29 protein-coding genes are annotated in these 26,031 nt (G+C 71.8%); 10 read left to right on the forward strand and 19 right to left on the reverse strand.

Annotated elements, in window-relative coordinates:
- Window positions 1-8: 8 nt before the first annotated feature.
- Window positions 9-929: a helix-turn-helix domain-containing protein gene (locus HHX35_RS31690; RefSeq protein WP_310739433.1), complete on the reverse strand. Its 921-nt coding sequence runs from the start codon at window positions 927-929 to the stop codon at window positions 9-11.
- A gap of 123 nt (window positions 930-1,052) precedes the next feature.
- Here HHX35_RS31690 and HHX35_RS31695 point away from each other — a divergent pair, with 123 nt between their 5' ends.
- Complete coding sequence (locus HHX35_RS31695) at window positions 1,053-2,261, forward strand: MFS transporter (RefSeq protein WP_182902323.1); 1,209 nt, start codon at window positions 1,053-1,055, stop codon at window positions 2,259-2,261.
- An 82-nt stretch (window positions 2,262-2,343) separates the two neighbouring features.
- Window positions 2,344-3,336 carry a BtrH N-terminal domain-containing protein gene (locus tag HHX35_RS31700; protein WP_182902324.1) on the forward strand — a complete coding sequence of 331 codons (993 nt, stop codon included), beginning with the start codon at window positions 2,344-2,346 and terminating at the stop codon, window positions 3,334-3,336.
- Between the two features lie 49 nt (window positions 3,337-3,385).
- On the opposite strand, the gene HHX35_RS31705 is transcribed toward HHX35_RS31700, so the two are convergent.
- Window positions 3,386-3,958, reverse strand: coding sequence for an ABATE domain-containing protein (locus HHX35_RS31705; protein WP_182902325.1), 573 nt, complete (start codon window positions 3,956-3,958; stop codon window positions 3,386-3,388).
- Between the two features lie 21 nt (window positions 3,959-3,979).
- On the opposite strand from HHX35_RS31705, the gene HHX35_RS31710 reads away from it, so the two are divergent.
- A complete protein-coding gene (locus tag HHX35_RS31710) occupies window positions 3,980-4,423 on the forward strand; it encodes a VOC family protein (RefSeq protein WP_182902326.1) in 444 nt (147 codons plus the stop codon).
- Window positions 4,424-4,427: 4 nt separating this feature from the next.
- On the opposite strand, the gene HHX35_RS31715 is transcribed toward HHX35_RS31710, so the two are convergent.
- From HHX35_RS31715 to HHX35_RS31735, 5 genes are all read right to left on the reverse strand, one after another.
- On the reverse strand, window positions 4,428-5,033 hold the full coding sequence (locus tag HHX35_RS31715) for a response regulator transcription factor (RefSeq protein ID WP_182902327.1): 606 nt from the start codon (window positions 5,031-5,033) through the stop codon (window positions 4,428-4,430).
- Window positions 5,030-6,154: a sensor histidine kinase gene (locus HHX35_RS31720; RefSeq protein WP_182902328.1), complete on the reverse strand. Its 1,125-nt coding sequence runs from the start codon at window positions 6,152-6,154 to the stop codon at window positions 5,030-5,032. Before HHX35_RS31720 ends, HHX35_RS31715 begins: the two co-directional genes overlap by 4 nt.
- Window positions 6,155-6,174: 20 nt before the next feature.
- Window positions 6,175-6,900 (reverse strand): ABC transporter permease, encoded by a 726-nt coding sequence (locus tag HHX35_RS31725; protein ID WP_182902385.1) that lies wholly within the window; start codon window positions 6,898-6,900, stop codon window positions 6,175-6,177.
- Window positions 6,900-7,796, reverse strand: a complete 897-nt coding sequence (locus tag HHX35_RS31730) for an ABC transporter ATP-binding protein (protein WP_182902329.1) — start codon at window positions 7,794-7,796, stop codon at window positions 6,900-6,902. Before HHX35_RS31730 ends, HHX35_RS31725 begins: the two co-directional genes overlap by 1 nt.
- A gap of 108 nt (window positions 7,797-7,904) precedes the next feature.
- A complete protein-coding gene (locus HHX35_RS31735; RefSeq protein ID WP_182902330.1) occupies window positions 7,905-8,639 on the reverse strand; it encodes an alpha/beta fold hydrolase in 735 nt (244 codons plus the stop codon).
- 42 nt (window positions 8,640-8,681) lie between these two features.
- On the opposite strand from HHX35_RS31735, the gene HHX35_RS31740 reads away from it, so the two are divergent.
- Window positions 8,682-9,641 (forward strand): YafY family protein, encoded by a 960-nt coding sequence (locus HHX35_RS31740; protein WP_182902331.1) that lies wholly within the window; start codon window positions 8,682-8,684, stop codon window positions 9,639-9,641.
- Here HHX35_RS31740 and HHX35_RS31745 read toward each other — a convergent pair.
- The gene (locus HHX35_RS31745) at window positions 9,623-10,462 is read right to left on the reverse strand and encodes a helix-turn-helix domain-containing protein (protein ID WP_182902332.1); all 840 of its coding nucleotides are present in this window, start codon (window positions 10,460-10,462) and stop codon (window positions 9,623-9,625) included. The genes HHX35_RS31740 and HHX35_RS31745 overlap by 19 nt on opposite strands.
- A gap of 221 nt (window positions 10,463-10,683) precedes the next feature.
- Between HHX35_RS31745 and HHX35_RS31750 the strand changes: the two genes are divergently transcribed.
- Complete coding sequence (locus HHX35_RS31750) at window positions 10,684-11,445, forward strand: SDR family NAD(P)-dependent oxidoreductase (RefSeq protein ID WP_182902333.1); 762 nt, start codon at window positions 10,684-10,686, stop codon at window positions 11,443-11,445.
- Window positions 11,446-11,544: 99 nt separating this feature from the next.
- Here the strand turns inward: HHX35_RS31750 and HHX35_RS31755 are convergent, their stop codons facing one another.
- The 5 genes from HHX35_RS31755 to HHX35_RS31775 form a co-directional block, all read right to left on the reverse strand.
- Window positions 11,545-12,927, reverse strand: a complete 1,383-nt coding sequence (locus HHX35_RS31755) for a glycosyltransferase family 4 protein (RefSeq protein WP_310739435.1) — start codon at window positions 12,925-12,927, stop codon at window positions 11,545-11,547.
- 97 nt (window positions 12,928-13,024) lie between these two features.
- Complete coding sequence (locus HHX35_RS31760; RefSeq protein WP_220506118.1) at window positions 13,025-13,723, reverse strand: methyltransferase; 699 nt, start codon at window positions 13,721-13,723, stop codon at window positions 13,025-13,027.
- Window positions 13,724-13,771: 48 nt separating this feature from the next.
- Complete coding sequence (locus tag HHX35_RS31765; RefSeq protein ID WP_182902334.1) at window positions 13,772-14,161, reverse strand: PPOX class F420-dependent oxidoreductase; 390 nt, start codon at window positions 14,159-14,161, stop codon at window positions 13,772-13,774.
- A gap of 80 nt (window positions 14,162-14,241) precedes the next feature.
- The gene (locus HHX35_RS31770; RefSeq protein WP_182902335.1) at window positions 14,242-15,525 is read right to left on the reverse strand and encodes an erythromycin esterase family protein; all 1,284 of its coding nucleotides are present in this window, start codon (window positions 15,523-15,525) and stop codon (window positions 14,242-14,244) included.
- A 44-nt stretch (window positions 15,526-15,569) separates the two neighbouring features.
- Window positions 15,570-16,223: a CatB-related O-acetyltransferase gene (locus HHX35_RS31775; protein ID WP_182902336.1), complete on the reverse strand. Its 654-nt coding sequence runs from the start codon at window positions 16,221-16,223 to the stop codon at window positions 15,570-15,572.
- 214 nt (window positions 16,224-16,437) lie between these two features.
- On the opposite strand from HHX35_RS31775, the gene HHX35_RS31780 reads away from it, so the two are divergent.
- Complete coding sequence (locus tag HHX35_RS31780; RefSeq protein ID WP_310739436.1) at window positions 16,438-16,995, forward strand: TetR/AcrR family transcriptional regulator; 558 nt, start codon at window positions 16,438-16,440, stop codon at window positions 16,993-16,995.
- 53 nt (window positions 16,996-17,048) lie between these two features.
- Here HHX35_RS31780 and HHX35_RS31785 read toward each other — a convergent pair whose 3' ends face one another.
- Window positions 17,049-18,149 (reverse strand): Rv2578c family radical SAM protein, encoded by a 1,101-nt coding sequence (locus HHX35_RS31785; RefSeq protein ID WP_310739437.1) that lies wholly within the window; start codon window positions 18,147-18,149, stop codon window positions 17,049-17,051.
- A 135-nt stretch (window positions 18,150-18,284) separates the two neighbouring features.
- On the opposite strand from HHX35_RS31785, the gene HHX35_RS31790 reads away from it, so the two are divergent.
- The gene (locus HHX35_RS31790) at window positions 18,285-18,542 is read left to right on the forward strand and encodes a DUF3040 domain-containing protein (RefSeq protein WP_079313873.1); all 258 of its coding nucleotides are present in this window, start codon (window positions 18,285-18,287) and stop codon (window positions 18,540-18,542) included.
- A gap of 76 nt (window positions 18,543-18,618) precedes the next feature.
- On the opposite strand, the gene HHX35_RS31795 is transcribed toward HHX35_RS31790, so the two are convergent.
- Both HHX35_RS31795 and HHX35_RS31800 read right to left on the reverse strand, forming a co-directional pair.
- Window positions 18,619-19,812 (reverse strand): RNA polymerase sigma factor, encoded by a 1,194-nt coding sequence (locus HHX35_RS31795; RefSeq protein WP_182902338.1) that lies wholly within the window; start codon window positions 19,810-19,812, stop codon window positions 18,619-18,621.
- Window positions 19,802-20,146, reverse strand: coding sequence for a YciI family protein (locus tag HHX35_RS31800; RefSeq protein WP_182902339.1), 345 nt, complete (start codon window positions 20,144-20,146; stop codon window positions 19,802-19,804). Before HHX35_RS31800 ends, HHX35_RS31795 begins: the two co-directional genes overlap by 11 nt.
- A 191-nt stretch (window positions 20,147-20,337) precedes the next feature.
- Between HHX35_RS31800 and HHX35_RS31805 the strand changes: the two genes are divergently transcribed.
- The gene (locus tag HHX35_RS31805) at window positions 20,338-20,787 is read left to right on the forward strand and encodes an SRPBCC domain-containing protein (protein WP_182902340.1); all 450 of its coding nucleotides are present in this window, start codon (window positions 20,338-20,340) and stop codon (window positions 20,785-20,787) included.
- 92 nt (window positions 20,788-20,879) lie between these two features.
- Window positions 20,880-21,380, forward strand: a complete 501-nt coding sequence (locus HHX35_RS31810) for an SRPBCC domain-containing protein (RefSeq protein WP_182902341.1) — start codon at window positions 20,880-20,882, stop codon at window positions 21,378-21,380.
- A gap of 46 nt (window positions 21,381-21,426) precedes the next feature.
- Here HHX35_RS31810 and HHX35_RS31815 read toward each other — a convergent pair whose 3' ends face one another.
- Window positions 21,427-22,938 (reverse strand): PLP-dependent aminotransferase family protein, encoded by a 1,512-nt coding sequence (locus HHX35_RS31815; RefSeq protein WP_182902342.1) that lies wholly within the window; start codon window positions 22,936-22,938, stop codon window positions 21,427-21,429.
- 72 nt (window positions 22,939-23,010) lie between these two features.
- On the opposite strand from HHX35_RS31815, the gene HHX35_RS31820 reads away from it, so the two are divergent.
- A complete protein-coding gene (locus HHX35_RS31820) occupies window positions 23,011-23,616 on the forward strand; it encodes a LysE family translocator (protein WP_182902343.1) in 606 nt (201 codons plus the stop codon).
- Window positions 23,617-23,645: 29 nt separating this feature from the next.
- Here the strand turns inward: HHX35_RS31820 and HHX35_RS31825 are convergent, their stop codons facing one another.
- Together HHX35_RS31825 and HHX35_RS31830 are read right to left on the reverse strand one after the other, a co-directional pair.
- On the reverse strand, window positions 23,646-25,268 hold the full coding sequence (locus HHX35_RS31825; RefSeq protein ID WP_182902344.1) for a penicillin-binding transpeptidase domain-containing protein: 1,623 nt from the start codon (window positions 25,266-25,268) through the stop codon (window positions 23,646-23,648).
- 60 nt (window positions 25,269-25,328) lie between these two features.
- Window positions 25,329-25,991, reverse strand: a complete 663-nt coding sequence (locus tag HHX35_RS31830) for a 1-acyl-sn-glycerol-3-phosphate acyltransferase (protein ID WP_285784969.1) — start codon at window positions 25,989-25,991, stop codon at window positions 25,329-25,331.
- Window positions 25,992-26,031: the final 40 nt, after the last annotated feature.

The following is a 26,031-nucleotide window of genomic DNA, read 5'->3' on the forward strand; positions in this document are numbered from 1 at the left end:
CGGGAGCTTCAGCGGAAGGAGCGGCGGTAGGCGGCCGGGGTGGTGCGCAGGGCGGTGTGGAAGCGGCGGCGGAGGTTGACCGCCGAGGAGAGGCCGACGCGGGTGGCGATGGTCTCGACGGGCAGGTCGGTCTCCTCCAGCAGGGCGCGGGTGGCGGCCAGGCGGCGTTCCAGCAGCCAGCGGGCGGGTGGGACGCCGAGCTGATCGGCGAACTGGCGGGTGAGGGTGCGGGGGGAGACGCCCGAGTAGGCGGCCATGTCCTTGACGGTGACCTGGTCGGGCAGGCGCGAGAGGAGCCATTCGAGCAGGGGGGCCAGGGAGTCCGGCATGGGGCCGGTGGTGGGGAGGGGAGGGTACTGGCGCTGGCAGCCCTCGCGGTGCGGACCGGCGGCGAGCTGGCGGCCGATGCGCATGGCGTGGGCCGCGCCGTACTCCTGGAGCACCTGGTGAAGGCAGAGGTCGAGGGTGGCGGCCGAGGCTCCGGCGGTGGCGACGTCGCCGTGATCGACGTAGATGACGGTGTCGTCGGGGACGACGCGGGGGTGGCGCGCGGCGAGTTCGCCGGACAGTTCCCAGTGGACGGAGGCGCGGCGGCCGTCCAGGAGGCCCAGGGCGGCGGGGATGAAGATTCCGGCGCAGACGGCGACGATGCGGGCGCCTCGGGCATGGGCTTGGGACACCGCGTGGAGTACGGCGGGCGAGGGGGTGAGAGTCCAGCTCGCGATGACCACGGTGTCGGCGTCGTCGAGGGCTTCGAGACCGCTGTCCACCTGGATGGGGACGCCGAGGGTGGTGGGGAGGGAGCCGGGGCGCTCGGCGCACAGGCTGAAGCTGTAGTGCTGGGGGATGCCGGGGCCGTGGTAGCCGAAGACCGCTGAGGCGGAGGTGACCGGGTAGAGCTCCTGGTTCGGGGCGACCAAGGCGACCACGCGATGCGTATCGGGGGGCGTACACGGCGTTTCCGGGCAATCCAAGGCCATGGCGCAAATGTACCTAATGATGTCATTTGGGACACCGGCGCCCTGATCTGGAAAAACCCAGGATTGGGGCCCATGTGGACGAGGAACTTCACCCTCTACTTCGGGGCTCGTACGATCTCGCTGCTCGGCGACGCGATGATGCCCGTCGCCTCGGCGCTGGCGATCGGGAGAGTCTATGGGATCGCGGGCGTCGGCTACGTGCTCGCGCTCTGGACCGCGTCTGCGGTGCTGGTCATGGTGTTCGGTGGGGTGGTCGCCGACCGGATCGGCGCCCGGCGCTTGATGATCGGCGCGGACATGGTCAGGGTCGTCACCCAGGGAGTGGTGGCCGTCGCCTTCCTGGATGGTGCTCCGCCGTACGCCGTGTTGCTGGTGACGGCGTTCCTGTCGGGCGCGGCCGCCGGGATGTTCGAACCGGGCGTCAACGGCATGGTCCCTCTGGTCGCCGTAGATCCGCAGCGGGCCAACGCGACGTTGAAGATCGCCGAGGCGGTCACCCAGCTGGCGGGGCCCGCACTGGCCGGAGTCCTCATCGTCGTCGCCGGGCCGGTCTTCGTCTACACGGTGGACGCCGCGACGTTCCTGGTCAGCGGGGTGTGCCTGCTGCTGGTCCGGGTCGCCGTACCCAGGCCGGAGCCCTCCGACGTGCTGAGCGACCTGCGCAGGGGCTGGGAGGAGTTCACGGCCAGGAGCTGGATGTGGTCGGTCATCCTGGTCTGGGTGTTCTGGGGGGTTCTGGTGGTCGGGCCGTACGTGCCGCTGTCATCCCAGGCCATCGGGGCCGGCTACGGCTGGGTGATGACGGCGCTCGGACTCGGCACCGTGCTGGGCGGGCTGGTGGCGATCAGGCTCAGGCCGCGCAGGCCGCTGGCGGCCGGGGCGGTGGCGCTGAGCGGGTACGTGGCGGTGCCGCTGGCGGTCGCACTCGGGCTGCCGCTGCCGCTGCTGATGGCCGGGCACCTGCTCGGAGGGTGCGCGTTGGCGTTCTGGTCGGTGATGTGGTCGACCAGCGTGCAGACACAGGTCGCGCCGGACGTGGTGAACCGGGTCAACGCCTACCAGGTGGCCGGGTCGGTCGCGGGCATGGCAGTCGGGCAGGCGCTGGCCGGTCCGGTCACCGCGCTGGTCGAACCGCGCGCTTTCATGCTGGGGTCGGCCCTGGTGACGGTCGGCGTGGTGGCGGCGCTGCTCTCGATCAGGCCGGTCAGGCGGCTGGGCCGGGAGCCTCAGGAGTCCGCAGGCCGGTCGATCTCGGTCTCGGCCGGCTTGCCGACGAGATGATCAGGACTTCCGGTGGACTCTCCCACTGTGGGAGACCTGACGCTACTTCCACCGATCAGGGATAGGGATGAGGAGAGCGAGCATGGCCATCGTGAAGGACGTCGAGGCCCGCGGAATGCACCACTGCGAGACGACGGCGCTGGGGGTGCTGTTGCGGCATGAGGGACTCGATCTGTCCGAGCCCATGCTGTTCGGGCTGGGCTCGGGCCTGTCCTTCATCTACTGGGACAGCAAGGGCATGCCGTTCCCCCTTCTCGGAGGCCGCGTCAGGCCTTTCGACCTCACCAGGAACCTGGCCGCCAGGCTGGGGCTGACGTTGACGGTGGAGGAGACCACCTCACCGCGCAAGGCGTGGGAGAACGTGGCCGCCCCCATCGACGCCGGTCGGCCGGTCGGCCTCCAGCTCGACTCCTACCACCTGGACTACTTCCGCTCCACGGTGCACTTCGGCGGTCATGTCGTCGCCATGTACGGCTACGACGAGCACGACGTCTACCTCGTGGACACCGGCCAGCAGGGAGGAGCGGTGCGCACCAGCCGGGCCGGCCTCGCCATGGCACGGGCCGAGCGCGGCCCGATGACCGCCAGGAACCGATCCTTCACCATCACCCTGCCGGCTGACCCGCTCTCCTGGCAGGACCGGATCATCCCCGCCATCAGAGCCTGCGCCGACGCCTTCCTCGCCGCTCCCATCGCGAATCTGGGCCACCGCGGCATCGAGAAGGCCGGCAAGCAGGTGCCCGGATGGCTGCTACGCGCCGGCGAGCCGCGGCAGGACCTGCCGCAGGCCGCCCTCCTCATGGAGAAGGGCGGCACCGGCGGTGCCCTGTTCCGCGCGCTCTATCGCGACTTCCTCGACGAGTGCACCCGGCTGATCGACGACGACGACCTCCGCGCCGGTCACCGGCTGTACGCCGAGGCCGCCGTCCTGTGGACGCAGGTGTCCACCTTGATCGCTAAGGCGGGGGAGAGCGGCGACGCGGAATGCCTCGAGCAGGCCGGCGCCATCCTCCACGATCTTTCGCGCGTCGAGAAGGACGCCATGCAACTGCTGCGTCGGTTGTCGACGGCCTGAGTCACGTTCACGTCGTCCCGGCTTTGTGCCGGCGGGGGGCAGGCGAACGCTAGCCCTCGCGGGAGCGGTGGGCGCGGACCTTGTGGCGGTTGCCGCAGCGGTCCATCGAGCACCAGCGCCTGCTGCCCGGGCGTGAGGCGTCGACGAAGATGAGGGCGCAGTTGTCCCCCGCGCACTCCCGCACGCGGTCCGCGTAGGGGCCGGTGAACAGCTCGATCGCGTCTCTCGCGACGGTCGAGACCACCTGGCCCCCGGTCGCGGGGGCGGCCCAGGATCGCGGCCCGTCCGCCGTCATCACGGGCGTCAGCGGCGGTGCCGACGCCGCCCGGTTGACCGCGTCCACGTCCGCCTGTCTCGGCGTGCGTCCGTGGACGCGGTCGCCGGCCAGTCCCCACAGGGCGGTGCGCAGGGCTTTGGCACGGATGAGCTCGTCGGCCGTCGTGTCCACCTCCTCCAGGCCGAGCCGGGACACGGCGGCCCATCGGGCGAGGTCGGCAGGCTCGTGGAGCGTCTCGTAGTGGGCGTAGACCCCCACGCCGCCGCTTACCAGGAACTCCAGGCAGAGGGCGCCCGGATCGAACCGGAAGGAGACCCCGTCGCGTGGATGTAGCGTCAAGCTCATGTAACCACTATAAAGGGTTACATGACTCTCGAATGGAAGCTCGTCATCGACTGTGCCGACCCGCACGCGCAGGCCGCGTTCTGGGCGGAGGCCCTGGGCTACGAGGTGGAGGACAACAGCGCGGTGGTCGGCCGGCTCCTGGCCGCCGGCGTCGTGGGGGAGGAGGCGGTGACCCCCGACCGCGCGGCCTTCCGGACGCTGCGAGCCGTACGGCACCCGGACGACCCGGTCGATCCGGACACCGGCACCGGCCTCGGCCGCCGGATCCTCTTCCAGGCGGTCCCCGAGCCGAAGGCCGGCAAGAACCGCCTGCACATCGACCTGCACGCGGGCCCCGAACGCAGGGACGCCGAGGTGGACCGGCTCAAGGCACTGGGCGCCGCCGTGCTGCGCACCGTCCGGGAGCCCGGGGGCCACCACGTGACCATGGCCGACCCCGAGGGCAACGAGTTCGACGTGCAGTGAGCCGCTACAGCCAGCCGTTGTGCCGGGCCAGGCGGGCGGCCTCGATCCGGTTCCTGGTGCCGGTCTTGCCGATGGCCGACGACAGGTAGTTGCGCACGGTGCTGTCCGACAGGTGGAGACGGGCCGAGATGTCGGAGATCGTCGAGCCGTCGGCCGCCGCGGCGAGGACGTCCCGTTCCCGGTCGGTCAGCGGGCTCGGGCCGGTGCTGAGCGCGGCCGCCGCGAGCGCGGGGTCGATGACCCGCTCGCCGCGCAGCACGCGGCGGACGGCGTCGGCGAGATCCTCGACCGGGCCGTCCTTGACCAGGAACCCGCGCGCCCCGGCTTCCATGGCGCGGCGCAGGTAGCCGGGCCGCCCGAACGTCGTGAGGATGAGCACGGCGCAGCCGGGCAGGTGCTCGCGCAGGTCGGCGGCGGTCTCCAGCCCGCCGCGGCCCGGCATCTCGATGTCGAGCAGGGCCACGTCGGGCCGGGTGCGCAGGGCGGCGTCCACCACCTCGTCGCCGTGGCCGACCTGGGCGACGACCTCGATGTCCTCCTCCAGGCCGAGGAGCAGGGCCAGCGCGCCGCGCATCATGCCCTGGTCCTCGGCCAGCAGCACCTTGATCACCGACCGTCCTCCTTCGCGTACGGCACGGCCACCCGGAGCAGGAAGCCTCCGTCCGCCGGCGCCGTGGTCTCCACGGTGCCGGCGGCGGCCTTCACCCGCTCACGCAGGCCGATCAGCCCGTTGCCGTGCCCCTGGGCCTTCTTCGGCGGGCCGTCGTCGCGGATCTCCAGCACCAGGAGCCCGCCGTCGTCGCGCAGGCCGATCTCGCAGGCCGACGCGCGGCTGTGCCGTACGACGTTGGTCACGCCCTCGCGCACGGCCCAGCCGAGCAGGGCGTCGGTCTCGGGATCGGGCCGTACGGAGGAGGTGCGGACCGTCGCCTCGATGCCGGCGTCCGCGAGCGCGGCGCGGGCGGCGTCGAGCTCGGCGGCGAGCCCCCTGCCCCGGTAGCCCGTGACGGCGGCCCGCACCTCGGTCAGCGCCTGCCGCCCGATCTGCTCGATGTCGGCCGCCTGCCCCGCCGCCGCGTCGGCGTCCACCCGCGACAGCCGGCGTACGGCCTCGGCCTTGACGACCATGATCGAGAGGGTGTGCCCGAGCAGGTCGTGCAGGTCGCGGGAGAACCGCAGCCGCTCCTCGGTCACCGCGGCCCGGGCCAGCTCCTCGCGGGTGGCCTTGAGCTCGTGGATGGCCTCCCACAGCCGGATGATGATCGCTGGTATCAGGCCCGCGGTGAACGTGCCCCAGACCATGGAGAACACGCCGGTGAGGGATGCGCCGGCCCGTACGGCCACGGCCAGAGCGGCGGCGCACTCGGCGATCAGGATCACCGGCAGGACCTTGCCGCGCACGGTGATCCCGGTGGCGACGGCCAGCATGACGATCAGATAGAGCCAGTTGTGCCGGAATCCGGTGGCGGACGCCAGGACCACCACCGCGAGCAGCCCCAGCACCGGCAGGGCGCGCCGCCGGTTCGCGAAGGCGAAGTGTGTGGTGACCACGTAGAGCCCGGCGGCGGCCAGCGCGGCCGGCCAAGCCAGCCAGAGGGGGTGGGACCGGCCGTGTGCGATGTCCCACACGGGTGCCGCCGTCACGGTCACCCACATGTACATGCCCTTGGCGTCGGGGCCGCGCTCGCCCTCGCGTAGCGGGTCGAGCCAGGTGTCGCGTTCTGTCGTCATCGGGAACGTCACATTAGCGGTCAGGCCCGGCGGCCGGCGCGGCGGTAGCCGTACACCGCGTAGACGCCGAAGACGAGCAGCCAGGCCGACAGGAGGACGACCTGACGGAGGGTGGGGACGTCGCCGAACGCGATCCGCCAGGACAGGCCCGCGTAGCTGTTCGACGGGGTCCACTCGGCGACCGCCCGCAGCCAGGACGGGAAGTTCTCGACCGGCACCCACAGGCCGCCGAGGATGGACAGCGTCAGCATGGTCGCGATGTTGGCCATCGCCGCCGACTGACCCGACAGGCGGTAGCCGTTGCCGAGACCGAGCAGGGAGAAGGGCACCGTGCCTGCCCAGAGGAGCGCGACGATCGCCAGCCACCGCTGCGGGGGAAGCGTGACGTGGTTGACCAGCACGCCGGCCAGCAGCACGGCCGCGATGCTCGGCACGACGGCGACCGCTCCGGTGACGACCTTCCCGGCCACGACCTGGGCCGAGGTCAGCGGGGTGAGCCGCAACTGGCGCAGCCATCCCGCCGCGCGGTCCTCGGCGATGCCGCTGCCGTTGTTGAACGCGCCGCCGAGCGCGCCGTACGCCGCCATGCTGACCATCGTGTAGATCGCGGCGTCGTGCCGGTCGCCGGGGGCCAGGCCGAGGTTGGTGAAGACGAGGTACATGACGACCGGCATCACGATTCCGAAGATCACGTAGCCGCCGTCGCGCATGGACCTGGTCAGTTCGAGCCGCACGTATCCCCACATCACGCGTTCTCCTTCGCCGTGAGGGCCACGAAGGCGTCCTCCAGGTCGGCCGGGACGACCTCCAGCTCGCGCACGGCGCTGGCGCGGGCGAGGGCCATGACCGTGGCGTCGGAGTCGCCGCTGCGCAGGTGGACCCGGCCGCCCCTGATCTCCATGTGGCGCACGCCCGGCAGAGTCGAGAACCAGGCGGACTCGCCGTCGGCGGTCACGCTCACCGTGGTCAGCGCCGCCGCCCGCTTGATCTCCGCGCTGGTGCCGTCGGCGATCACCTGTCCGTGGCCGAGCACGACGACGCGGTCGGCGTGCTCGTCGGCCTCGTCCAGGTAGTGGGTGCTGAACAGGATGGTCTTGCCCTGACTGGCCAGCCCGCGCATGCCGTTCCAGAACTCGCGCCGGGCCTCCACGTCGAGCGCGGCGGTGGGCTCGTCAAGGACGATCAGATCGGGGTCGCCGCACACCGCCATCGCGAACCGCACGCGCTGCGCCTGCCCGCCGGACAGCCGGTCCACCCGGCGGTCGCGCAGGTCTCCGATCCGGGCGAGTGTGAGCACCCGGTCGAGGGGGAGGGGAGCGGCGTAGGTCCCGGACACGAAGGTCAGCAACTCGCGGACCGTGACCCGGGGGATCAGGCCGCCCTCCTGCGGCATCGCGCCCACCAGGCCCTGCCGTACGGCCTGCTCGGGGTCGAGCCCGAACAGCGCGGCCCGCCCGGAGTCGGGCGGCAGCAGTCCGAGCAGCAGCGCGATGGTGGTCGACTTGCCCGCGCCGTTGGGGCCGAGGAGGGCCACCGTCTGGCCGCGGGGGATGGCGAGCGTGAGCCCGTCCACGGCCCGTACGGGGCCGAAGCGCTTGGTCGCCGAGGTCAGGGACACGGCGTCGGCGGTTTTCGTGGTCATGGGGACGACGGTAGGCGGGCGCCGTCGGCCCAGGTAGAGAGATCGATACGGCCCTGGGCAGGACAAATGTCCCGCCCAGGGAATCTACAATGTAAAGGCGTCGGCTTGTTACACCAACTCGGCGAGAAGCACGGCCAGATCACCCGAGCGGGAGAGCATCGGCCAGTGCCCGGTGGGCAGCTCACGCAGCTCCCACTCCGGCCCGGCCAGCGGCGCGAACGCCGGATGCCCGGTCGCGATCAGCTCCTTGACCTGCGCGAGCGGGAACGAGCAGCTCACCAGCGTCTTCGGCAGCGCGGCGAACGCGGCGGCGTCGCCGCCCAGGACGAGGGGCTGCGTGATCGTGCCGAGCGGCTGGTCGGTGGCACGGGCGGCCATCAGCGCGCGCTCGCGCTCGCCCAGCCCCTCCAGGCTCGCGCCCGACTCCTGCAGTTCGTCCCAGGAGGGCATGGGGTAGCGCCGGCCGTCCACGACGCGCTTCTCGACGAACTCCCGCCCGGTGAGATCGATCTGGGCCATGCCGTCCGGCACCGGACCGCTCTCGACGTACACGACCCGGCTCACGCGGCCGGCCGCGCGGGCGGCGGCTCCGGTGATGGCGGCGGCGCTCCCGCTGTGGCCGACGAGCACGACGTCGTGCAGGTCCTCGGCCTCGACGAGGCCGGTGATGTCGCGGATGTGGGTGTCCAGGTCGAGATCGGGGGAGGCGAGGTGGGCGCGGTCGGCGAGGCCGGTGAGGGTCAGGGGGTAAACCTCGTGCCCCATGCCACGGAGGGCGGCGGTCACGTCCCGCCATGCCCACGCGCCGAGCCAGAAGCCAGGGACAAGTACGTATGTCGTCATGCGTCGACGCTAGAGCCGAATCAGGGCAGAATCGGTCCTGATATGTCGACCAATCGCGTTCTCGCCTTCCTGGAACTGCTGCAGGCCAGGCCCGGGCTCACCGGTCCCGAGCTGGCCGAGCGCCTGGAGGTGGACGTGCGGAGCGTGCGCCGCTACGTACGCAGGCTGGAGGACCTCGGCATTCCGGTGGAGGCCGAGCGGGGACGCTACGGCGGCTACCGGCTGATGCCGGGCTACCGGCTGCCGCCGCTCATGCTGACCGGCGACGAGGCCACCGCCGTGGTGCTCGGGCTGCTCGCGGGCCGCCGCGCGGGCCTGACGGTGGGCGAGGGGGCGGCGGAGAGCGCGCTCGCGAAGATCCAGCGGGTGCTGCCCGACGCCCTGCGCGACCGGGTCGGCGCCGTCGAGGACATGGTCGGCCTGACCATCCGCTCCGCCGCGACCTCCCGGCCGAGCGGGGCCACGTTGCTGACGCTGGCCGACGCGGCCCGCCGTCGTCTCCGCGTACGGCTGGCCTACCGGTCCTACCGGGGGCAGGACAGCGAGCGGACGGTCGATCCCTACGGACTGGTGTTCCACTCGGGCCGCTGGTATCTGACCGGCCACGACCACCACAGGGGGGAGGTGCGGACGTTCCGGCTCGACCGGATCGGCCGAGCGGAGATGACGGAGGAGGAGTTTCCCGCCCCCGGGGAGTTCGACGCGGTCGCCCACGTCATGGCGTCGCTGGCCGGCGTGCCGTACCGGTACGAGGTCGAGGTGGTGCTGGCCACGACGATGGAGGAGGCCCGGCGGCGGATCCCGCCGACGGTGGCCGCGCTCGCCCCGGTGGACGGCGGCGTCCGGATGACCGGCCGCGCGGAACGGCTGGACGGTATGGCGCAGGTGCTGGCCGGCCTCGGCGTGCCGTTCACCGTGGTCGGCCCGCCGGAGCTGCGCGAGGAGGTCCGGGCGCTCGCCCGTCGCCTGGAGGAGTGGGCCGGTCAGGCCCCGAGGCGCTGACTGCCGATGACGGCGAGCAGGCGCAGCTTGTCGTGGCTCTCCGTGCCCGGCGTGGCCGTGTAGACGAGCAGCGCCTGCGACTGGTCGGGATCGAGCAGCGTCTGACACTGCAGTTCCAGCACGCCGAGCTCCGGGTGCAGCAGCCGTTTGGTGTCCGGGTGCCCGAGACCGACCTCGTGCCTGTCCCAGAGCGCGGCGAACTCGGCGCTGCGGCCGAGGAGGTCGTGGGTGACGGCGGCGGCGCGGGAGCGGGGCCCCTCGCGCGTGGCGGCCTCCCGCAGCAGGGCGGTGAACACGCGTCCGTACAGGGGATGGTCGTCCTCCAGATAGAGGCGCCGTTCGGCCGGGTCGGTGAACCACCGGTAGAAGACGCTGCGCGCCAGGCCGCTGAAGACGGTCTGGTCGCCGAACAGGGCGACGGCGGCCGGGGTCTGCCGGAGCGTCTCGCCGAGTGCGGTGGTGACCATGGCGGGTGTGTCGCAGAGCCGGTCGAGCACGCGCATGATCCCCGGGTTCACGTGGTCGCCCCGCAGCGCCCGCTGGGGTGCGCTGTGCCCGGCGAGCCGGAAGAGGTGGTCGCGCTCGGCGAGGGTCAGGCGCAGCCCGCGGGCGATCGCGGCGAGCATCTGCTCCGACGGCTGCGGCCCTCTCCGGCGTTCCATCCGGCTGTAGTAGTCGCTGGACATGCCGCAGAGGGCGGCCACCTCCTCGCGGCGGAGCCCGCTGGTGCGCCGGCGCGGCCCGCGGACCATCCCGACGTCCTCGGGCTGCAGGGCCTCCCTGCGCTTGCGCAGGAAGTCGGCCAGTCCCTCGCGGTCCACGCTCGCGCCTCCTCGCCTTCTCCCGTCCCCGCTCATCCTTCCGCGCCGGGCGCCCTGTATCCACGGCCTGCCGATCCCCGGATACGCGGGCCCCGGCTGCGTGGGCCGTGGCTGCGTGGGCCGTGGATATGTGGGCCGTGGCAGCCCGGCGCGCGGCCCGGTGAACTGGGCGTGACGGCCCCGCCGGGGGGCCGTGTCCCCGATGACCAGGAGCTTCGATCATGACCTCTCAGCGAATCGCCCTCATCACCGGCGGCAACCGGGGCCTCGGGCGTGCCACGGCCCTCGCCCTCGCCGAGCGCGGCGTCGACGTCGTCGTCACCTATCGGACCGGCAAGGACCAGGCCGAGGAGGTCGTCGAGTCCCTGACCCGGCTCGGCCGCACCGCGGCGGCGCTGTCGCTGGACACCGCGGCGGTGGCCGGGTTCGACGGCTTCGCGGACGAGTTGCGCCGCACCCTGCGCGAGCGGTGGGACCGAGACGAGTTCGACTACCTCGTCAACAACGCCGGCATCGCGGTCAGCGCGGCGTTCGCCGACACGACCGAGAGCGAGTTCGACGCCCTGACCGACGTGCACTTCAAGGGCGTCTTCTTCCTCACGCAGAAGTTGCTGCCCCTCATCGCGGACGGCGGCCGGATCGTCAACCTGTCGACCGGGCTGACCAGGTTCGCGAGCGTGGGGCAGGCGGCGTACGCGTCGGTGAAGGGCGCGGTGGAGGTGCTGACGCGATACCTCGCCAAGGAACTCGGGCCGCGCGGCATCACGGTCAACACCGTCGCCCCCGGCCCGGTCGGCACCGACTTCGCGGGCGGCGTCATGCGGGACGACGAGGGGTTCCGCGCCGTGCTCGCGTCGCAGACGGCGCTGGGACGGGTGGGGGAGCCCGCCGACGTCGGGGGCGCGATCGGCGCCCTGCTCGCCGAGGAGAGCCGCTGGATCACCGGACAGCGCGTCGAGGTCTCCGGCGGCATCTTCCTGTGACCGTGGCCCTGGTGTGGTGGATGGTGCGGTGGGTGGTGCCGCCGGCGGTTCTTCGGACGGTCCTCCGGATCGCCCGTGAGGCGGCCCCCCGCCGGTGGTTCACGCGTTCTGGCTGAGGCGTGCCGTCCGGCCGTCAGGCGTACGGCCGACGTCGAGCGCGGCGGCGCCGAGAGGGCCCGGCCGTTCCCCGGCGTCCTGTTCGCTCGCCTCGGCCGACCCGTACGCGAGCGGGTCGCCGGGCGTGTGGCCGCGCCGCCGGGCCACCAGGCCGGACAGCAGGTCCTCCCACCGGGCGCCGATGACGTCGAGGTCGTGGCGCGCTGCCGTCTTCAGCGCGTTGGCGCCCATCTGGCGGCGCAGGTCCTCGTCCTCGATGAGCGTGCAGATGGCGTCGGCCATCGCGTGGATCTTCTCCGGCTTCACCAGCAGGCCGTCGTGGCCGTGGGTGATCATCTCCTTCGGGCCGGTCGGGCAGTCGTAGCTGACGACGGGGACGCCCTTGCTCATCGCCTCGAGGATGACCATCGGCATGCCCTCGTGGCGGGAGCTCAGCACGAACATCGAGGCGTCCGCGAGGACTGCGCCGACGTCCTCGACCGGGCCTTCGAGGAACACCCGTTCGGAGAGCCCGCGCTTGTCGATCGACGCCTGGAGCTTCTCCTGCCGGGGGCCGCCGCCGTAGATCCGCAGCGTCCAGTCCGGGTGCCGCGCCGCCACATGCGCCCAGGCACGGATGAGCAGGTCGTAGCCCTTGCCCCAGGTCAGGCGGCCCACGGTGACGACGGTCTTCGCGGTGACCGGTGAGACGCCGCCGTTCAGGCGGGGCGTCGCGTTGGGCACCTGCGCCAGCACGGCCGGCAGGTCCTTGCGCGCCTTCTCGAAGGACCGCTCGTAGGCGCGCAGGTCGGCCTGCGTGAGGGTGACGACCGCGTCGTGCCTGCCATACCTGCGGATGATCTGCTTGCGCACCAGCGGCTGGTGAGAGGACAGGTTCCCGTGCTCCTGGGCGACCGTGATGATCTCCGGGGGTGCGAAGCGGGCGGCGATCAGGTTCAGACCGGGCCGGGTCCCGATGAGGACGCCCCTGCGGCGGGAGCGAATGTATCGGACCAGCTTGAGGTCGGTGCGCAGGGTGAACCAGTGGTAGGCCGCCTCGTCCTTCGGCACCAGCCTGCTCGGGAACCGCGACAGCAGGCCCTTGCGGCGGGGCAGCCGGTTGTCGAGGTAGCGGACGCGCACTCCTGGAGGAACGGGGAGGAAGGGCTCCTCGCGTTCCCGTACGACGCTCACGATCTCGACGTCGTGGGTGCGCGCCAGATATCCGGCGAGGTTGAAGACCGTGCGGATCGTGCCGCCCATGCCGTTGGCGTGCAGCAGCAGGATCCGGATCTCGTGACCGTCGGGCGGCGGTGCCGAGCGGGCACGCTGCCGGTCACGGGCCTCCAGCGCCCGCACGACCGCCCTGGCCGCTTTCCTTGCCACCCTGCGGTGAAGAGAAGACACAGTCACGCCCCGTTTCGTGTCAGACGAAGATCCCCTTTCCCTATGACGTAACCGGCAGTTGTTCCGTTGTTGTGAACTAGGTCACACAGTGCTTGGAAAGCCGATATATGGTCGTCCGTTTGCTGGAGGCGTCCTCCAGGAAGGCGGGCACCTGATGCACTCCGACCTGCTCGAACACACCTTCAGGGAGATAGGAGCAGGCGCGGGCCGGCGCCCCGATAAGGACCTCGCCGCCGGCCCGGGAGAGGAACGGGGTGACCCGCCGGGCCAGCGGCTCCTCGTAGTAGACGTCCCCGGCCAGCACGACCTGCTGGGACGGCGTCCCGTCGAGCAGGTCGCCACCGGCGATCCGCACCGCGACGCCGTTGGCGCGGGCGTTCACGCTGACGGCCGCCAGCGCGTACGGGTCGACGTCGTTGGCGACGACCAGGGCGGCTCCGGCCAGTGCCGCGGCGACCGCGACCAGGCCCGAGCCGCTGGCGAGGTCGAGGACGGTGCGGCCCCGCACGATCTCGGGGTGGTCGAGCACGTGGCGGGCCAGCGCCTGCCCGCCGGCCCAGGGGCAGGCCCAGAAGGGCAGCCGCCCGGCGCGCTCCCACAGCTCGTACACGCGGTCGTCCCCGCCCGCGTCCGGCACCGCATTCGGCCCGGCGCCGGGCGTGATCAGGCGCAGCCGTATCTCCGGCACGTACGGCACGGCCGCGAGCCCGGTGTGCGCGCGGACGAAGTCCTCGGCGTCGTCCTCCACGGCCGCCGATCGTATCCGCACGGACACGCGTCCGGGGCTACACACTCGCGAGCAGGATCGGAACGGCCGGCAGCGTCATACCGTACGGCTCGCTCGCGGCCCGTCCAGCCCCCATGAGACGATCTTGGTTGGGGTGATCCTGATGATCTCTCGGGACAGGCCGGGCAGCGGCGGCTCCTGATCGGTCAGCGCCGCCGCCTCGCCCCGGATCTCGACACCGCGGGGTGCCCACGGATCGACCGTCGCCACGTCGTCCACGACGAACGCGACCGTGCTGCCCTGCTGGACATTCCGGAACTTCTTCGACCTGCCCAGCGCGCCTCCGCCGATGACGATCGTGCCGGTGCCGGCATCGAGGAAGAAATTGGTCGGGTTGTTCTGCACCTGCCCGTCCGGTGAGACGGTGGCCAGCCGCCCGATGCGCTGCGTGGCCAGGTAGTCGAGTTCGGCCTGGGTGAAGACCATGGGTGAGTCCTTCCGTTGCTTATGTCGGGGAGCCACGAGCCCTCGGCCCCGCAAAGGTTGATCAGCGGAGGCCGGGGTCCTCAGATCTGGACGTCGCCGGCGACGGTGGAGACCGGCGTGTTGAGGATGCCGTCGAACGCGTCGAGCACGGGGATATGCACGTAGACGCTCTGCATCCGGATCCGGTCGGGGCCGGCGCCGTCGGCCGTCTCGCGGCGTGCCCGGCGGAGATCGGCGATGCCGAGCCCGAGGCCGGCGTCGGCGAAGGCGGCTTCGACGCTTCCGGGTTCTGGCGGCTCCAGCGTGATGTCGTCGATGGTGAAACCGAAGGGCGTCTTCTCATCGCGGCGCATCTCGGGTGTGTGTCCGGTGGTGCTCGTCAGGCCGAGGGCGAAGTACGCGTCGCCGAGGGCGCTGTGCAGGTGCTGTCCCATCGGCAGCCCCGTGAGGTGACCGTCGAAGGAGATCGGCACCTTCTGGATGTGGGCGTTGTGGGCCGCCAGCACGACCCGGGTGCCAGGTTCGAAGCGCTCCAGATGCCACAGGACCGAGCCGGCCATGTAGACGTCGCGGGCAGAGGTGTCGGCGGTCAGGCCGCTTCCGGCGAAAAGGCCGGCCATGGCGCGGAAGGTGTAGTCGCCGTGGCAGGCCCCTTCGAGGCGACGCAGGGCGATGTCATAGCTGTCCTGGTCGCCGCGGGACACGTACAGCGGTTCGACGGCGCGGAACCGGATGAGCAGGCGCATCAGGATCGCACTGAGGGCGTCCTGTTCGGCGGTGTCCAGGCGCGCCCACGCGGGGGCGGCCACCGCCCCGGAGCCACCGGCGAACGATTCGGCGATCCGGATCGCCGCCTGGATCATCGGCAGAGTTTCGGGATCGATCTGGCGCAGGTAGTCCGCGATCGGGACGAGTGCGGGGAGCAGGGACCCGCCGGCCGCGGGGATGTCGATGCCGGCGAAGCGCACCGGATGTGCGGCTGTGCGGTTGTGCCCGCGGATCCAGCGCAACGGCTCGTCGGCTCCCACGGGGATTGCCGCGGCGAGGTGGGCCGCCAGGTCGTCGTCCGCGCCCTTCCCCTGGGCCCAGGCGTCGAGGGGGAAGCCTTCGCTGAAGCCGTGTTCGAAGGCCAGGACGGTGAATCCGCAGCGTTCGACCAGGAACCGCAGGATGCGCCGGCGCACGCGTGCGAACTCGTCGATGAAGTGGGAGTGCTCGCCGACCGCGACGACGCGCGCGTCTCCCACGATGTCGCGCAGCGGCTCCAGGTCGTCCAGCGGCGCCTTCGGGTCGAGGTGGGCGAGCGGGACGGCATGGGCGCGAAGCCAGCCGGCGAACGGGTTGTGGGGGGACGAGGAAGGCATGCTGATGGCTCGATTCCGAGGTGCTGGAAGCGTGAAGAGTGGGATTACGGGTGCGAAGGCGCCGGTGCCGCGTTCTCCAGGTCGTCGATGCTTCCGGACATGATCGTGCGGAGGTGTTCGGTGATGTGCTGGAGCGGCCAGTCCCACCAAGCCACTGCGAGGAGGCGCTCGATGTCCGCGTCCCCGTAGCGGCGGCGGATGAGCCCGGCGGGGTTGCCGCCGGCGATGCCGTAGTCGGGGACGTCGTCGACGACGACGGACCCGGAGGCGATGATCGCTCCGTGGCCGATGCGTACGCCGGGCATCACCATTGACCGGTATCCGAGCCACACGTCGTTGCCCACCACGGTGTCGCCCCGCCCGGGCAGGCCGGTGACGAGGTCGAAGTGTTCGGCCCAGGAACCACCCATGATCGGAAAGGGGAACGTCGAGGGGCCGTCCATGCGATGGTTGGCGCCGTTCATGATGAACCGCACGCCCTCGCCCAGCGCGCAGAACTTGCCGATGACGAGTTTCTCCGGCCCGTAGTGGTACAGCACGTTGCGAGTCTCGAACGCGGTCGGATCGTCCGGATCGTCGTAGTAGGAGAACTCTCCGACCTCGATCAGCGGTGAGGTGATCAGCGGTTTCAGCAGCACCACCCGCGGTTGCCCGGGCATCGGATGCAGCACGGTCGGGTCGGCGGGCACAGCCGGCATCACGCGTCGGTTCCTTCCTGGCGAACGCTCCGCGAGAGCATCGATGACGCCATTATTGCGACAGTTGGTGCGTTAAGATCCTGCCACGACGTCGTCTCATCGAGCAACCGGACCACCAGCGATGACTTCTTCAGCACCCCAACCGGAGGGCGCACGGCCCGTGCCGTCGCCCCGGCCCCGCCCCGGCGGCCGAACCGCCCGTATCCGCAGGCAGGTGCTCGACGCGGTGCTCGCCGAGCTCGGAGAGCGCGGTTATGACGGGCTCACCGTGGACGCCGTCGCCGCCCGCGCGGGTGTGCACCGCGCGACGGTGTACCGGCGCTGGGGAGACGTCGGCGGGCTGCTCGCCGACGTCCTGGACGCGGCGGGCGACGACGCCTGGCAGCCCCCGGACACCGGCTCCCTGGAGGGCGACCTGGCGGCGCTGAACCGTGAGATCCAGGACGCGCTCACCGCAGAGCCGCCGATCGTGGCGGCCCTGATCGCCGCCTCGTTCCGCTCCGAGCAGGCCGACCACGCCCAACGGCGGCTCTGGGAGGACCGGTACGCCCGCTGCGAGGTCATCGTCCGCCGTGCCCTCGAGCGCGCGGAACTCCCGCCGCGCACCGACGCCCGGCGACTGCTCATCGCCGCCACCGCGCCCCTGTATCACCAGCTGGTGCTTCTCCGCACGCCACCCGACCCGGACCTGCCCGGCCAAGCCGCCAGAACCGCCACCCTCGCCGCATCCGCCGGCGCCTTCGCCGAGCCCCCGCCCCCCGGCGACACCTGACGGCCCGGTCGGTCCCGCGCCGAGCAGGAGCAGCCGCACCTGCCGGCGGCCGCCTAAAGGAGCGTGAGCTGTTCGGGCGTCGCGGCCGGTGCGGGCTGGGGGACCGGTGGCTCGCCGGGCCGTTGCCCAACACGGGCGCCGCGCGCCCCCGACGCTCGATCGCCGCGCGGGGCCGACCGGCCGATCCCGTGCTCGCGGGCGAGCGCGCGCACGGCCTGGCCGATCCGTTCCTGGTACGCCTTGGGGGCGTAGGCGCCCCGGCCGTACAGCTCCAGATAACGGGGGACGAGCCGGGGGTGCTCGCGCGACAGCCAGGCCATGAACCACTCGCGCGCGCCCGGCCGCAGGTGGAGCACGATCGGTGTGATGTGCGTCGCGCCGGTCTCGGCGATGCGGCGCACGGCTGTCTCCAGCGCTCGCGGGGAGTCGCAGAGATAGGGGAGGATCGGCGCCATGAGCACGCCGCACGGGATGCCGTGCTCGTTCAGGGTGGCGCACACCTCCAGTCGTTTGCGTGGCGAGGGTGTGCCCGGCTCGACGGCCCGCCACAGTGACTCGTCGGTGAACCCGATCGAGACGGCCGTGCTGACGTCGGTCACCTCGGCCGCCTCGGTGAGCAGCCCGAGGTCGCGCAGGATCAGTGAGCCCTTGGTGAGGATCGAGAACGGGTTGCGGGCATCCCGCAGGGCCGCGAGGATGCCCGGCATCAGCCGGTAGCGGCCCTCGGCCCGCTGGTAGCAGTCGACGTTGGTCCCCATCGCGATGGGGTGCCCGCCCCACCGGGGGGCCGCGAGCTCTCTGCGTACGAGGTCGGCGGCGTTGACCTTCACGACGATCTTCGAGTCGAAGTCCCGCCCGGAGTCCAGGTCGAGGTATTCGTGCGTCCTGCGGGCGAAGCAGTACGTGCACGCGTGGGTGCAGCCGCGGTAGGGGTTGATCGTCCACTCGAACGGAACCCGGCTGGCGGAGGGGACCCGGTTGATGATCGAGCGCGCGTGGATCTCGTAGAAGGTGACGCCCCGGAACTCCGGGGTGTCGAAGGTCCGCGTCACGGCCGACCGGGCGAACAGGGGTGTCGTATCGCCCTGCTCGCCATCACGCCCGCCGCTCTCCGTGTCCATTCCCACGTCGAGGCGCAGCCCGTCCCATCGCACCCTTCGATTAGAACAGAGGTTCGATGGAGATCGCAACGTGCAACGCGTCGTAAATCGCGGCCCTCGAAACGGCTAACGATCTTCATCGTTGGGCAGAACGTCGGCACATACCTTGCGTTCTGGGAGAGTTGCGCGATGGCCTGGTCGCAGGACGAAGAGCGGATGCTGGCGATGATCGAGCGGCACCTCACCGACGAGGACCCGAAGCTTGCGGCCAGGCTCGAGTCGTTCAACCACCGTGCGGGGCGCGGGCGGCAGGGACGAGGGGCGGGCCGCCGCCGGCCGGGCCGCTCCACTGTGATCATCGCGGTGAGCTGGCTGCTCATCGCCACGTTGATCGCGACCCTGCTGGTCATGGCCCTGCGGCACGACGCCGCCGCTCTCCCGGTTTAGCGGCCCTCCGAATCCCGCCGATCGCTCGGGGTGATCGGTTGATGCTGCCCGTCATCTGCCGGGGCGGCCGGGCTCCTCAGGACGGGGGCGCGGTCTCGGCCAGGCGGTCGGCGAGGAAACGCTGTTCCGGCTCGGTCTGCGCGAGATCGAGCGCCCGGCGATAGGCGTGGTGAGCCTCGGCGTCGCGGCCGGCGCGACGCAGGAACTCGGCCCGGGTGGAGTGGAAGTATCGGTAGTGGCCGAGGTCGAGGCGGTCGAGGATGGCCAGGCCGGCCTCGGGCCCGTCGATCTCGGCCACGGCGATGGCCCGGTTCATCTCGACGATCGGCGAGCGGGTCTGCCGGGCGAGCGTCTGGTACAGCGCGGCGATCTGCCGCCAGTCGCGGGGCTCATGCAGGTGGAGGTCGGCGATGGCCCCTTGGACCAGGTAGGGCCCGGTGCGCCCGCGTGCCATGGCCCGCCGCAGCAGCGCTCGGCCCTCGTCGATCTGCCGCGCGTCCCACAGAGTGCGGTCCTGCTCGTCGAGGGGGACGATCTGCCCGTCGCGCAGGCGGGCCGCCTTGCGCGCGTCGTGCAGCAGCATCAGCGCCAGCAGCGCGAGCACTTCAGGTTCGTCCGGCATCAGGCCGGCGAGCGCCCGGCCGAGGTGGATCGCTTCCGCGGTGAGGTCGACGCGGCCACCGCCCCAGCCCTGATTGAAGATCAGATAGACCACGGCGAGGACGGCCGCCAGCCTGTCGGGCAGCCGGTGATCGGGCGGCACGGCGAACGGGATGCCCGCGTTACGGATCTTGCGTTTGGTCCTGGTCAGTCGTTTGCTCATGGTCTCGAACGGGACGAGGAACGCCAGCGCGATCTCGTCGGTGGACAGGCCGCCGAGGGTGCGCAGGGTGAGCGCCACCTGCGCCTCGAGGGCGAGCGCCGGGTGACAGCAGGTGAAGATCAGCTCCAGCCGCTCGTCCGGAATGGCGGCGGCGTCGTCCATGAGTACCTCCCGTGGCTGTGGCCCGGTCTCAAGGTCGCGGGTGAGCAGATTCGTCTTGTCGGCCAGGACCTGCCGGCGGCGCAGGTGGTCGATGGCGCGGTTGCGTGCGGTCGTGATGAGCCAGCCGGTGGGGTTGGCCGGTTCCCCGTCGCGTGGCCAGCGTTCGGCGGCGATGGCGAACGCTTCGGCGGCCGCGTCCTCGGCCAGTTCGATGTCGCCGAGGATCCCGACCAATGTGGCCAGCACGCGACCCCACTGGTCGCGGAAGACGGCGTCAAGCGCCACGGAAGCGTCCGTCGAGGATGGGCCGCACCTCGATCGCGGTGCCGGGTCTGGTCGTCCGGAGCAGTTCCGCGGCGGTGACGAGTGCCCCGTCGAGGTCGTCGGCCTCGATCAGGATCAGGCCGGCGAGGTACTCCTTGCTGTCGATGAACGGTCCGTCGGTCAGCAGCATCCGTCCTTCGTCGTTGCGTAGCGTCGTCGCCGACTCGTCAGCGTGGAGCCGCGTCCAGCCGGTGACGTCCGGCCGGTCGAGCAGGGGGGCGAGGGCATCCGGAATCGGGCGCGTCGCCCGGTCCGTGGTCTCCGCCGGGCTGTAGGCCAGCAACGCGTACTGCATGGGTCCTCCGGTCAGGGGTCGGCATCGCGTCAAGTATCAGACGAACGGCGTCGCCGTGGACGGACAGCGGCCGTCGACGGATTTTTTCCAGCGGTGGTGTCCGTCCGGCGCCCGGCCGTTCGTCACTGCTGCAGATCCGCCCGACAGATCCGCCCGGCGTACTCGTCGCGGCCTGACCGAAAGGACCCGAAATGCCTGACATCCTGCATCGCATCAGCATCGACGCCCCGCCGCAGCGGGTGCACGACCTCATCGCCGGCGTCGACGGCATCGCCCGCTGGTGGACGGGGCGGCCGCTCACCGGCGAACACGCCGTCGGCTCCAGCTTCGGTGTCTATTTCGGCGACGCCGAGCGGCCCGCCGCCGTCATGCGGGTCCTGACCGACACCCCGGACCAGGTGGTGTGGCGGGTCACCGACGGGCCCGACACCTGGATCGACACCCGGATCACCTTCACGCTCCGGCCCAGCGGCCATGGCGGCACCACGCTGCTGTTCACCCACGCCGGCTGGCAACAGGCCGGCGAATTCATGAGCGGATGCAGCACCAACTGGGGCTCCTACCTCACCAGCCTCAAGACCGGCGCAGAAAGCGGTGCGTTCGCGGCCTACCCCGTCGGCGAAATCAGCCGCTGGGACTGAACGCGGCCCACGCAAGCCCGGCCTGCAGAACCCCAGACCCGCAGAACCCCAGAATCCCAGAACCCACAGAACCCACGGAACGAGGAGAATCGATGAGCACCGAATTCACGCCCAGCTCGGACACCGCACGGCTCGAGCGCACCTACGACGCTCCGGCGGAGCTCGTCTGGGAGCTGTTGACCACCGCCGCCGGCCTCGAGGAGTGGTGGGTCCCCGACGGTTTCGAGATCCGGGTGAGCGAGCTGGAGCTCAGGCCCGGCGGTCGGCTGCGGTACACCATGACCGCGACCTCGCCGGAACAGGTCGCGTTCATGCGGAACACCGGCAATCCACTCTCGGCCGAGTTCCGCAAGACGTTCACCGAGGTCGCGTCGCGGACCCGCCTCTCCTATCTGTCGCTGATCGACTTCGTGCCCGGTCACGAGCCGTACGAGCACCTGACGACCATCGACATCGAGCCCGCCGGTGACCGCACGAAGCTGGTCATGACGCTCGCTCCCCTCCATGACGAGACCTGGACGCAGCAGCACCGCGCCCATCGCGGCAACGAGCTCGACAACCTCGAGGCGGCGGTCAGGCGACGCGCACTCTGATCGCCCATACAGAGCCGGCGTACGAGACGCGGCCGCCGCCTCGCGGTCACGGCTCCGCGGTACGACGCCGCCGCCGTCCCGGTGTGGCGGCGTCGAGGACCTCGCCGAGCACGGCCACCCCCTCGCCGATCGCGCCGGGCGTGCTCGCCGCGTACCCCAGGACGAGCCCGGGAGGACCGGGGCGGTGGCGGTGCCACGACAGGGGCTGCACCTTCACCCCCCGGTCGAGCGCCGCGGCCGCCAGCTCGCGGTCGCTCAGGGGCGCGTCGAAGGTGACCATCAGGTGCAGTCCCGCCGCCGCGCCGTGCACGGCCGCGCCGGGCAGGTGCGTCCGGATCGCGGAGATCATCGCGTCCCGGCGTCGCCGGTGGCGCCCGCGCAGCAGGCGCAGGTGGCGCTCCATGTCTCCCGTCTCCAGAAGGTGCGCCAGGACGAGCTGGGGGAGCGCGGCGTTGCCGAGGTCGGCGTACCGCTTGGCGTCCACCAGGGCGTCGCGATACCGGGGCGGCGCGAGCACCCAGCCGACCCTCAGGGCGGGGGCGAGGAGCTTGGACACGCTGCCGCAGTAGAAGACCCCGTCGGGGAGCGCGGCGCGCAGTGCGGGGACGGGCGGCCGGTCGTACCGGTGCTCGGCGTCGTAGTCGTCCTCGACGACCAGACCGCCCTCGCCCGCCCAGCGCATGAGGTCGCGGCGTCTGCCGCCGCCCAGCACGACGCCGGTCGGGAACTGGTGGGCCGGTGTGAGCAGGACGGCCGGGGCGCCCAGGGCGCGCAGCTCGTCCACCCGCAGGCCCTGCGTGTCCACCGCCACCGGCGGGGTGTCCACGCCCGCGTGCCGCAGGTGCTGACGCGCGCCAAGCGAACCGGGATCCTCCACCGCGACCTCGCCGATCCCGTGACCGGAGAGCACCCGCGCGACAAGCCCGAGCGCCTGCGCGGTCCCCGCGACGACGACCACGTCCGCGGGGTCGGCGCGGATGCCCCGGGTGCGGGCCAGCCAGTGCGCCACGGCGCGGCGCAGGGGGAAGGTCCCGCGGGGATCGCCGTACCCGAGCTCCGGCGTCGCGAGCGCGCCGAGTACCGACCGCTCGGCGCGCAGCCACGCGGCGCGCGGGAACGCCCCCAGATCGGGCACTCCCGGGGACAGGTCGATCCTCGCCGGCGCCGAGCGCAGGAGGTCGAAGACGGCGGCGCCGGGCTCCGCGATGAAGACGTCGCCCGGGGCGGGAGGCTCCTCCGGTGTGGCGGGTGCGGGCACGGCCGGGGCCGAGACGACCACCGTGCCGCCCCGGCCCCGCCCGGCGACGTGTCCCTCGTCGCCCAGCCGCTGGTAGGCCTCGGTGACGACGCCGCGGGACACCCGCAGCTCCGCCGCCAGGACGCGGCCGGCCGGCAGCCTGCTGCCCACGGGCAGGCGGCCGTCCGCGATCGCGGCGCGGAGCCGGTCGGCCAGCCAGGCGGCGCGGCCACCGGGCGGAGCCTCGGCGACGTCCAGGTGCAGGAAGTCCGATCCCACGGTTATGGACCTGTCGGCCGGGCCCGGTTTGGCCCTACTCATCGGGCCATTGTCGCAGCAGAGTGGGCGCGTCCAGCCGCTCCCAGGACGAGCTCCCAGGACAAGGAGGAAACCGTGAGCATCGCGTTCCTGGCGACCGCCCTCATCGCGGTCGCCACGCCGGGAACGGGCGTCGTCTACACGTTGTCGGCCGCACTCTCACGAGGCCGGCGCGCGAGCGTGGTCGCAGCCGCGGGGTGCACCCTCGGCATCGTCCCGCACGTCGTCACCACGATCACCGGCCTCGCGGCCCTGCTGCACGCGAGCGCCCTCGCCTTCCAGGTGCTGAAATACCTGGGTGTCGGCTATCTCCTCTGGATGGCCTGGGCCACGCTCAGGGACCGGGAGGCGATCGTCGTGCGGGCGGACGGCGCGCCCCGCTCAGCGGTCAAGGTGATCGTCACGGGCGTGCTGATCAACATTCTCAACCCCAAGCTGACCGTCTTCTTCCTGGCGTTCCTGCCGCAGTTCGTCGACGCGGACGCGCCGGGCGCCCTGCCGCGCATGCTCGAGCTGAGCGGCGTCTTCATGCTGCTCACCTTCGTCGTGTTCGTGGCGTACGGCGTGCTCGCCGCCGCGGTGCGCACGCATGTGCTCTCCCGGCCCCGCGTGATGGCCTGGATCCGGCGGGTCTTCGCCGTGTCGTTCGTCGCGCTCGGCGCCAGGCTCGCCCTGACCTGAGCCGACCCTGACCTGAGCCGACCCTGACCTCAGGACAGGGACTTGAGGAAGTGCGCGGCGACCGGGGCGGCCACCTCGCCGCCCATGCCCCCGGCCTCCACGACGACGGCGAAGGCCAGGTCGCCGCGGAAGCCCATGAACCAGGCGTGCGAGTCGAGTTCGGGCCCGGTGCCGAACTCGGCGGTCCCGGTCTTGCCCGCCGTCCCCGCGGGCAGCCCGGCGGCGTGGGCGGTGCCCTTGGTGACGACCGCACGCATCATCGACCGCAGGCTCTTGACGACCTCCTCCGGCAGCTGCTTGGGGCCGGTCTTCTGCTCCAGTGAGGGGACCAGCGTGGGCGGCCGCCAGGAGCCGTCGGCCACCGCCGCGGCCACGCTCGCGATCACCAGCGGGCTCGCGGTGATCCTGGCCTGCCCGAACGACTCCGCGGCGAGTTCTGCCTCGCTGGTGGCCTTCGGCATGCTGCCGGGGGTCGCCGGGACGCCGATACGCAGGGGCTGGTTGAAGCCCAGGTCCGTCGCCAGGTCGTACAGCTTGCGCGCGCCCAGCTTCTGGGCGGCGAGCGGGGCGAACGTCGTGTTGCACGAGTGGGCGTAGGAGTCGAGGAACGACAGCGACCCGAACGCCTCGTGGTCGGAGTTGCGGATCTTCAGTCCTCCGACGACCGCCTCCTTGGGGCAGGTCACCCGGCTCGACGGGGTCAGTCCCTCGGCCAGCAGCCCGGCCGCCGTGACCGTCTTGAACGTGGATCCGGGGGCGTACTTGCCGTCCAGCGCGCGGTTGAAGCCGCCCCTGTTGTTCACGACGGCGAGGATCTCGCCGGTCGAGGGTTTGACGGCGACGAGCGAGGTGGGTTTGTCCAGGTCGCGCACCGCGTCGGCGGCGGCCTTCTGCACCTTCAGGTCGAGGCTGGTCCGCAGATCCTTGCCGGGGGAGCCCTTGACGCTGTGCAGGGTCTTCCGGCTCTCGCCCACCACCTGGATCTCTGTGGTGGGGGTGCCGGCGAGCTGCTTCTGGAACGTCTCCTGCAGGCCGCCGCGGCCCACGGCGTCGCCCTTCTTGTAGGCGGTGCCCAGCTTCTCGACGTCATCGTCCCCGGCCTTGTCCAGGAAGCCGACGAGTTGCTGCACCGAGCCGCCCACGTCGCCGCCGTCGATGCGGTCGCCGTTGGCGTCGGTGACGGCCGCCCGCTGCGGCCACGACGTCTTCAGCGCCAGATGGTTGGTCCCGTCGAGCGCGGGGTGGACCGCGGACGGCGACCAGTCGACCTTCCAGTAGTGGTCCTTCACCACAAGCTTGAGCGAGCCCTTGTAGGTCCAGTCGCCGACGTTCTTCACGGTGGCGGTGGCGGTGTAGGAGGCGGTCGCCCGGTCGTCCTTCGCCGCGCCGGCCCGTACGTCGCGGACGGCGACCTTCGCCACCGCGAGGTTCTTGGTGAGCTCGGCGTACGCCGCGTCGAAGCCGGCGGCGGGTGAGGCGAGCTCGGCCTTCATCGCCGCGAGGTCGCCTCTCGACCAGGCCGCGGTGAACCGCGCCGCGGTCTCCTGCGGCGTGCCGCGCGTGTGCAGCACGTAGTAGGCGCCGCCGGCGGCCGCCCCGGCCAGCACGACGGCCACGGCGGCCGAGATCGCGACGGTACGTCCTCGCGGCACGCACACCCCCCATGACGGCCCTGTGGTCGGGTTCAGAGCCTAGCGGGGCCAAATCGTTATTTACACTCCGGCTTCGCCGGCGCCCTTGACGCTGGCGCCGTACCGGGGGACGTACTCCTGGCCGGACAGGCGCTGGATCGCGGCCATGACCTCGTCGGTCACCCGCCGCCGGTCCCTGGCGCTGCCCGGGTCGCCGGTGAAGGTCATCGGCTCGCCGAACCGCACGCCGATCTTGTGCAGGCGCGGCACCGACGTGCCGGGCGGCAGCACCTTCTCGGTGCCGAGCATGGCGACGGGCACGACGGGGGCGCCGGTGGTGAGCGTGAGCCAGGCCACGCCGACCTTGCCCCGGTACAGCCGGCCGTCGGGGGAGCGGGTGCCCTCGGGGTAGATGCCGAACAACTCGCCCGCCTTCAGCACCTCCACCGCGGCGTCGAGCATGTCCTGAGCGGCGGAGACGTTCTCCCGGTCGATCTCCATCGCCCCCATCGCGCGCATCCACGCCGCGACGACGGGGTTGCCGGTGAAGTACTCCTTCTTCGCCACGAACCGCACCATGCGCGGCACCACGGCCGGCATGAAGAACGAGTCGAGCACGGACAGGTGGTTGGAGGCGATGATCGCGGGCCCGTGCGCGGGGACGTGCTCGCGTCCCTCCATCCGCGGCCGCCACAGCGCGTGCATGACGGGAACGCTGACGAACTTCAGGGCGGGGTAGAGCACGGCCTCTCCTTCTCCGGTCCGACGGACATACCCTAGGCCG

This window comes from Microbispora sp. H10830, assembly GCF_014161375.1.
Taxonomy (GTDB): domain Bacteria; phylum Actinomycetota; class Actinomycetes; order Streptosporangiales; family Streptosporangiaceae; genus Microbispora; species Microbispora catharanthi.

What these genes read in the sequence shown, in the direction of transcription:
- HHX35_RS31705 (WP_182902325.1), bottom strand. Translation starts at nt 3,958, where the DNA reads ATGAGCTTGACGCTACATCCACGCGACGGGGTCTCCTTCCGGTTCGAT.
- HHX35_RS31710 (WP_182902326.1), top strand. Translation starts at nt 3,980, where the DNA reads ATGACTCTCGAATGGAAGCTCGTCATCGACTGTGCCGACCCGCACGCG.
- HHX35_RS31700 (WP_182902324.1), top strand. Translation starts at nt 2,344, where the DNA reads ATGGCCATCGTGAAGGACGTCGAGGCCCGCGGAATGCACCACTGCGAG.
- HHX35_RS31735 (WP_182902330.1), bottom strand. Translation starts at nt 8,639, where the DNA reads ATGACGACATACGTACTTGTCCCTGGCTTCTGGCTCGGCGCGTGGGCA.
- HHX35_RS31725 (WP_182902385.1), bottom strand. Translation starts at nt 6,900, where the DNA reads ATGTGGGGATACGTGCGGCTCGAACTGACCAGGTCCATGCGCGACGGC.
- HHX35_RS31765 (WP_182902334.1), bottom strand. Translation starts at nt 14,161, where the DNA reads ATGGTCTTCACCCAGGCCGAACTCGACTACCTGGCCACGCAGCGCATC.
- HHX35_RS31815 (WP_182902342.1), bottom strand. Translation starts at nt 22,938, where the DNA reads ATGAGTAGGGCCAAACCGGGCCCGGCCGACAGGTCCATAACCGTGGGA.
- HHX35_RS31720 (WP_182902328.1), bottom strand. Translation starts at nt 6,154, where the DNA reads ATGACGACAGAACGCGACACCTGGCTCGACCCGCTACGCGAGGGCGAG.
- HHX35_RS31730 (WP_182902329.1), bottom strand. Translation starts at nt 7,796, where the DNA reads ATGACCACGAAAACCGCCGACGCCGTGTCCCTGACCTCGGCGACCAAG.
- HHX35_RS31805 (WP_182902340.1), top strand. Translation starts at nt 20,338, where the DNA reads ATGCCTGACATCCTGCATCGCATCAGCATCGACGCCCCGCCGCAGCGG.
- HHX35_RS31740 (WP_182902331.1), top strand. Translation starts at nt 8,682, where the DNA reads ATGTCGACCAATCGCGTTCTCGCCTTCCTGGAACTGCTGCAGGCCAGG.
- HHX35_RS31750 (WP_182902333.1), top strand. Translation starts at nt 10,684, where the DNA reads ATGACCTCTCAGCGAATCGCCCTCATCACCGGCGGCAACCGGGGCCTC.
- HHX35_RS31770 (WP_182902335.1), bottom strand. Translation starts at nt 15,525, where the DNA reads ATGCCTTCCTCGTCCCCCCACAACCCGTTCGCCGGCTGGCTTCGCGCC.
- HHX35_RS31775 (WP_182902336.1), bottom strand. Translation starts at nt 16,223, where the DNA reads ATGCCGGCTGTGCCCGCCGACCCGACCGTGCTGCATCCGATGCCCGGG.
- HHX35_RS31810 (WP_182902341.1), top strand. Translation starts at nt 20,880, where the DNA reads ATGAGCACCGAATTCACGCCCAGCTCGGACACCGCACGGCTCGAGCGC.
- HHX35_RS31695 (WP_182902323.1), top strand. Translation starts at nt 1,053, where the DNA reads ATGTGGACGAGGAACTTCACCCTCTACTTCGGGGCTCGTACGATCTCG.
- HHX35_RS31800 (WP_182902339.1), bottom strand. Translation starts at nt 20,146, where the DNA reads ATGCAGTACGCGTTGCTGGCCTACAGCCCGGCGGAGACCACGGACCGG.
- HHX35_RS31790 (WP_079313873.1), top strand. Translation starts at nt 18,285, where the DNA reads ATGGCCTGGTCGCAGGACGAAGAGCGGATGCTGGCGATGATCGAGCGG.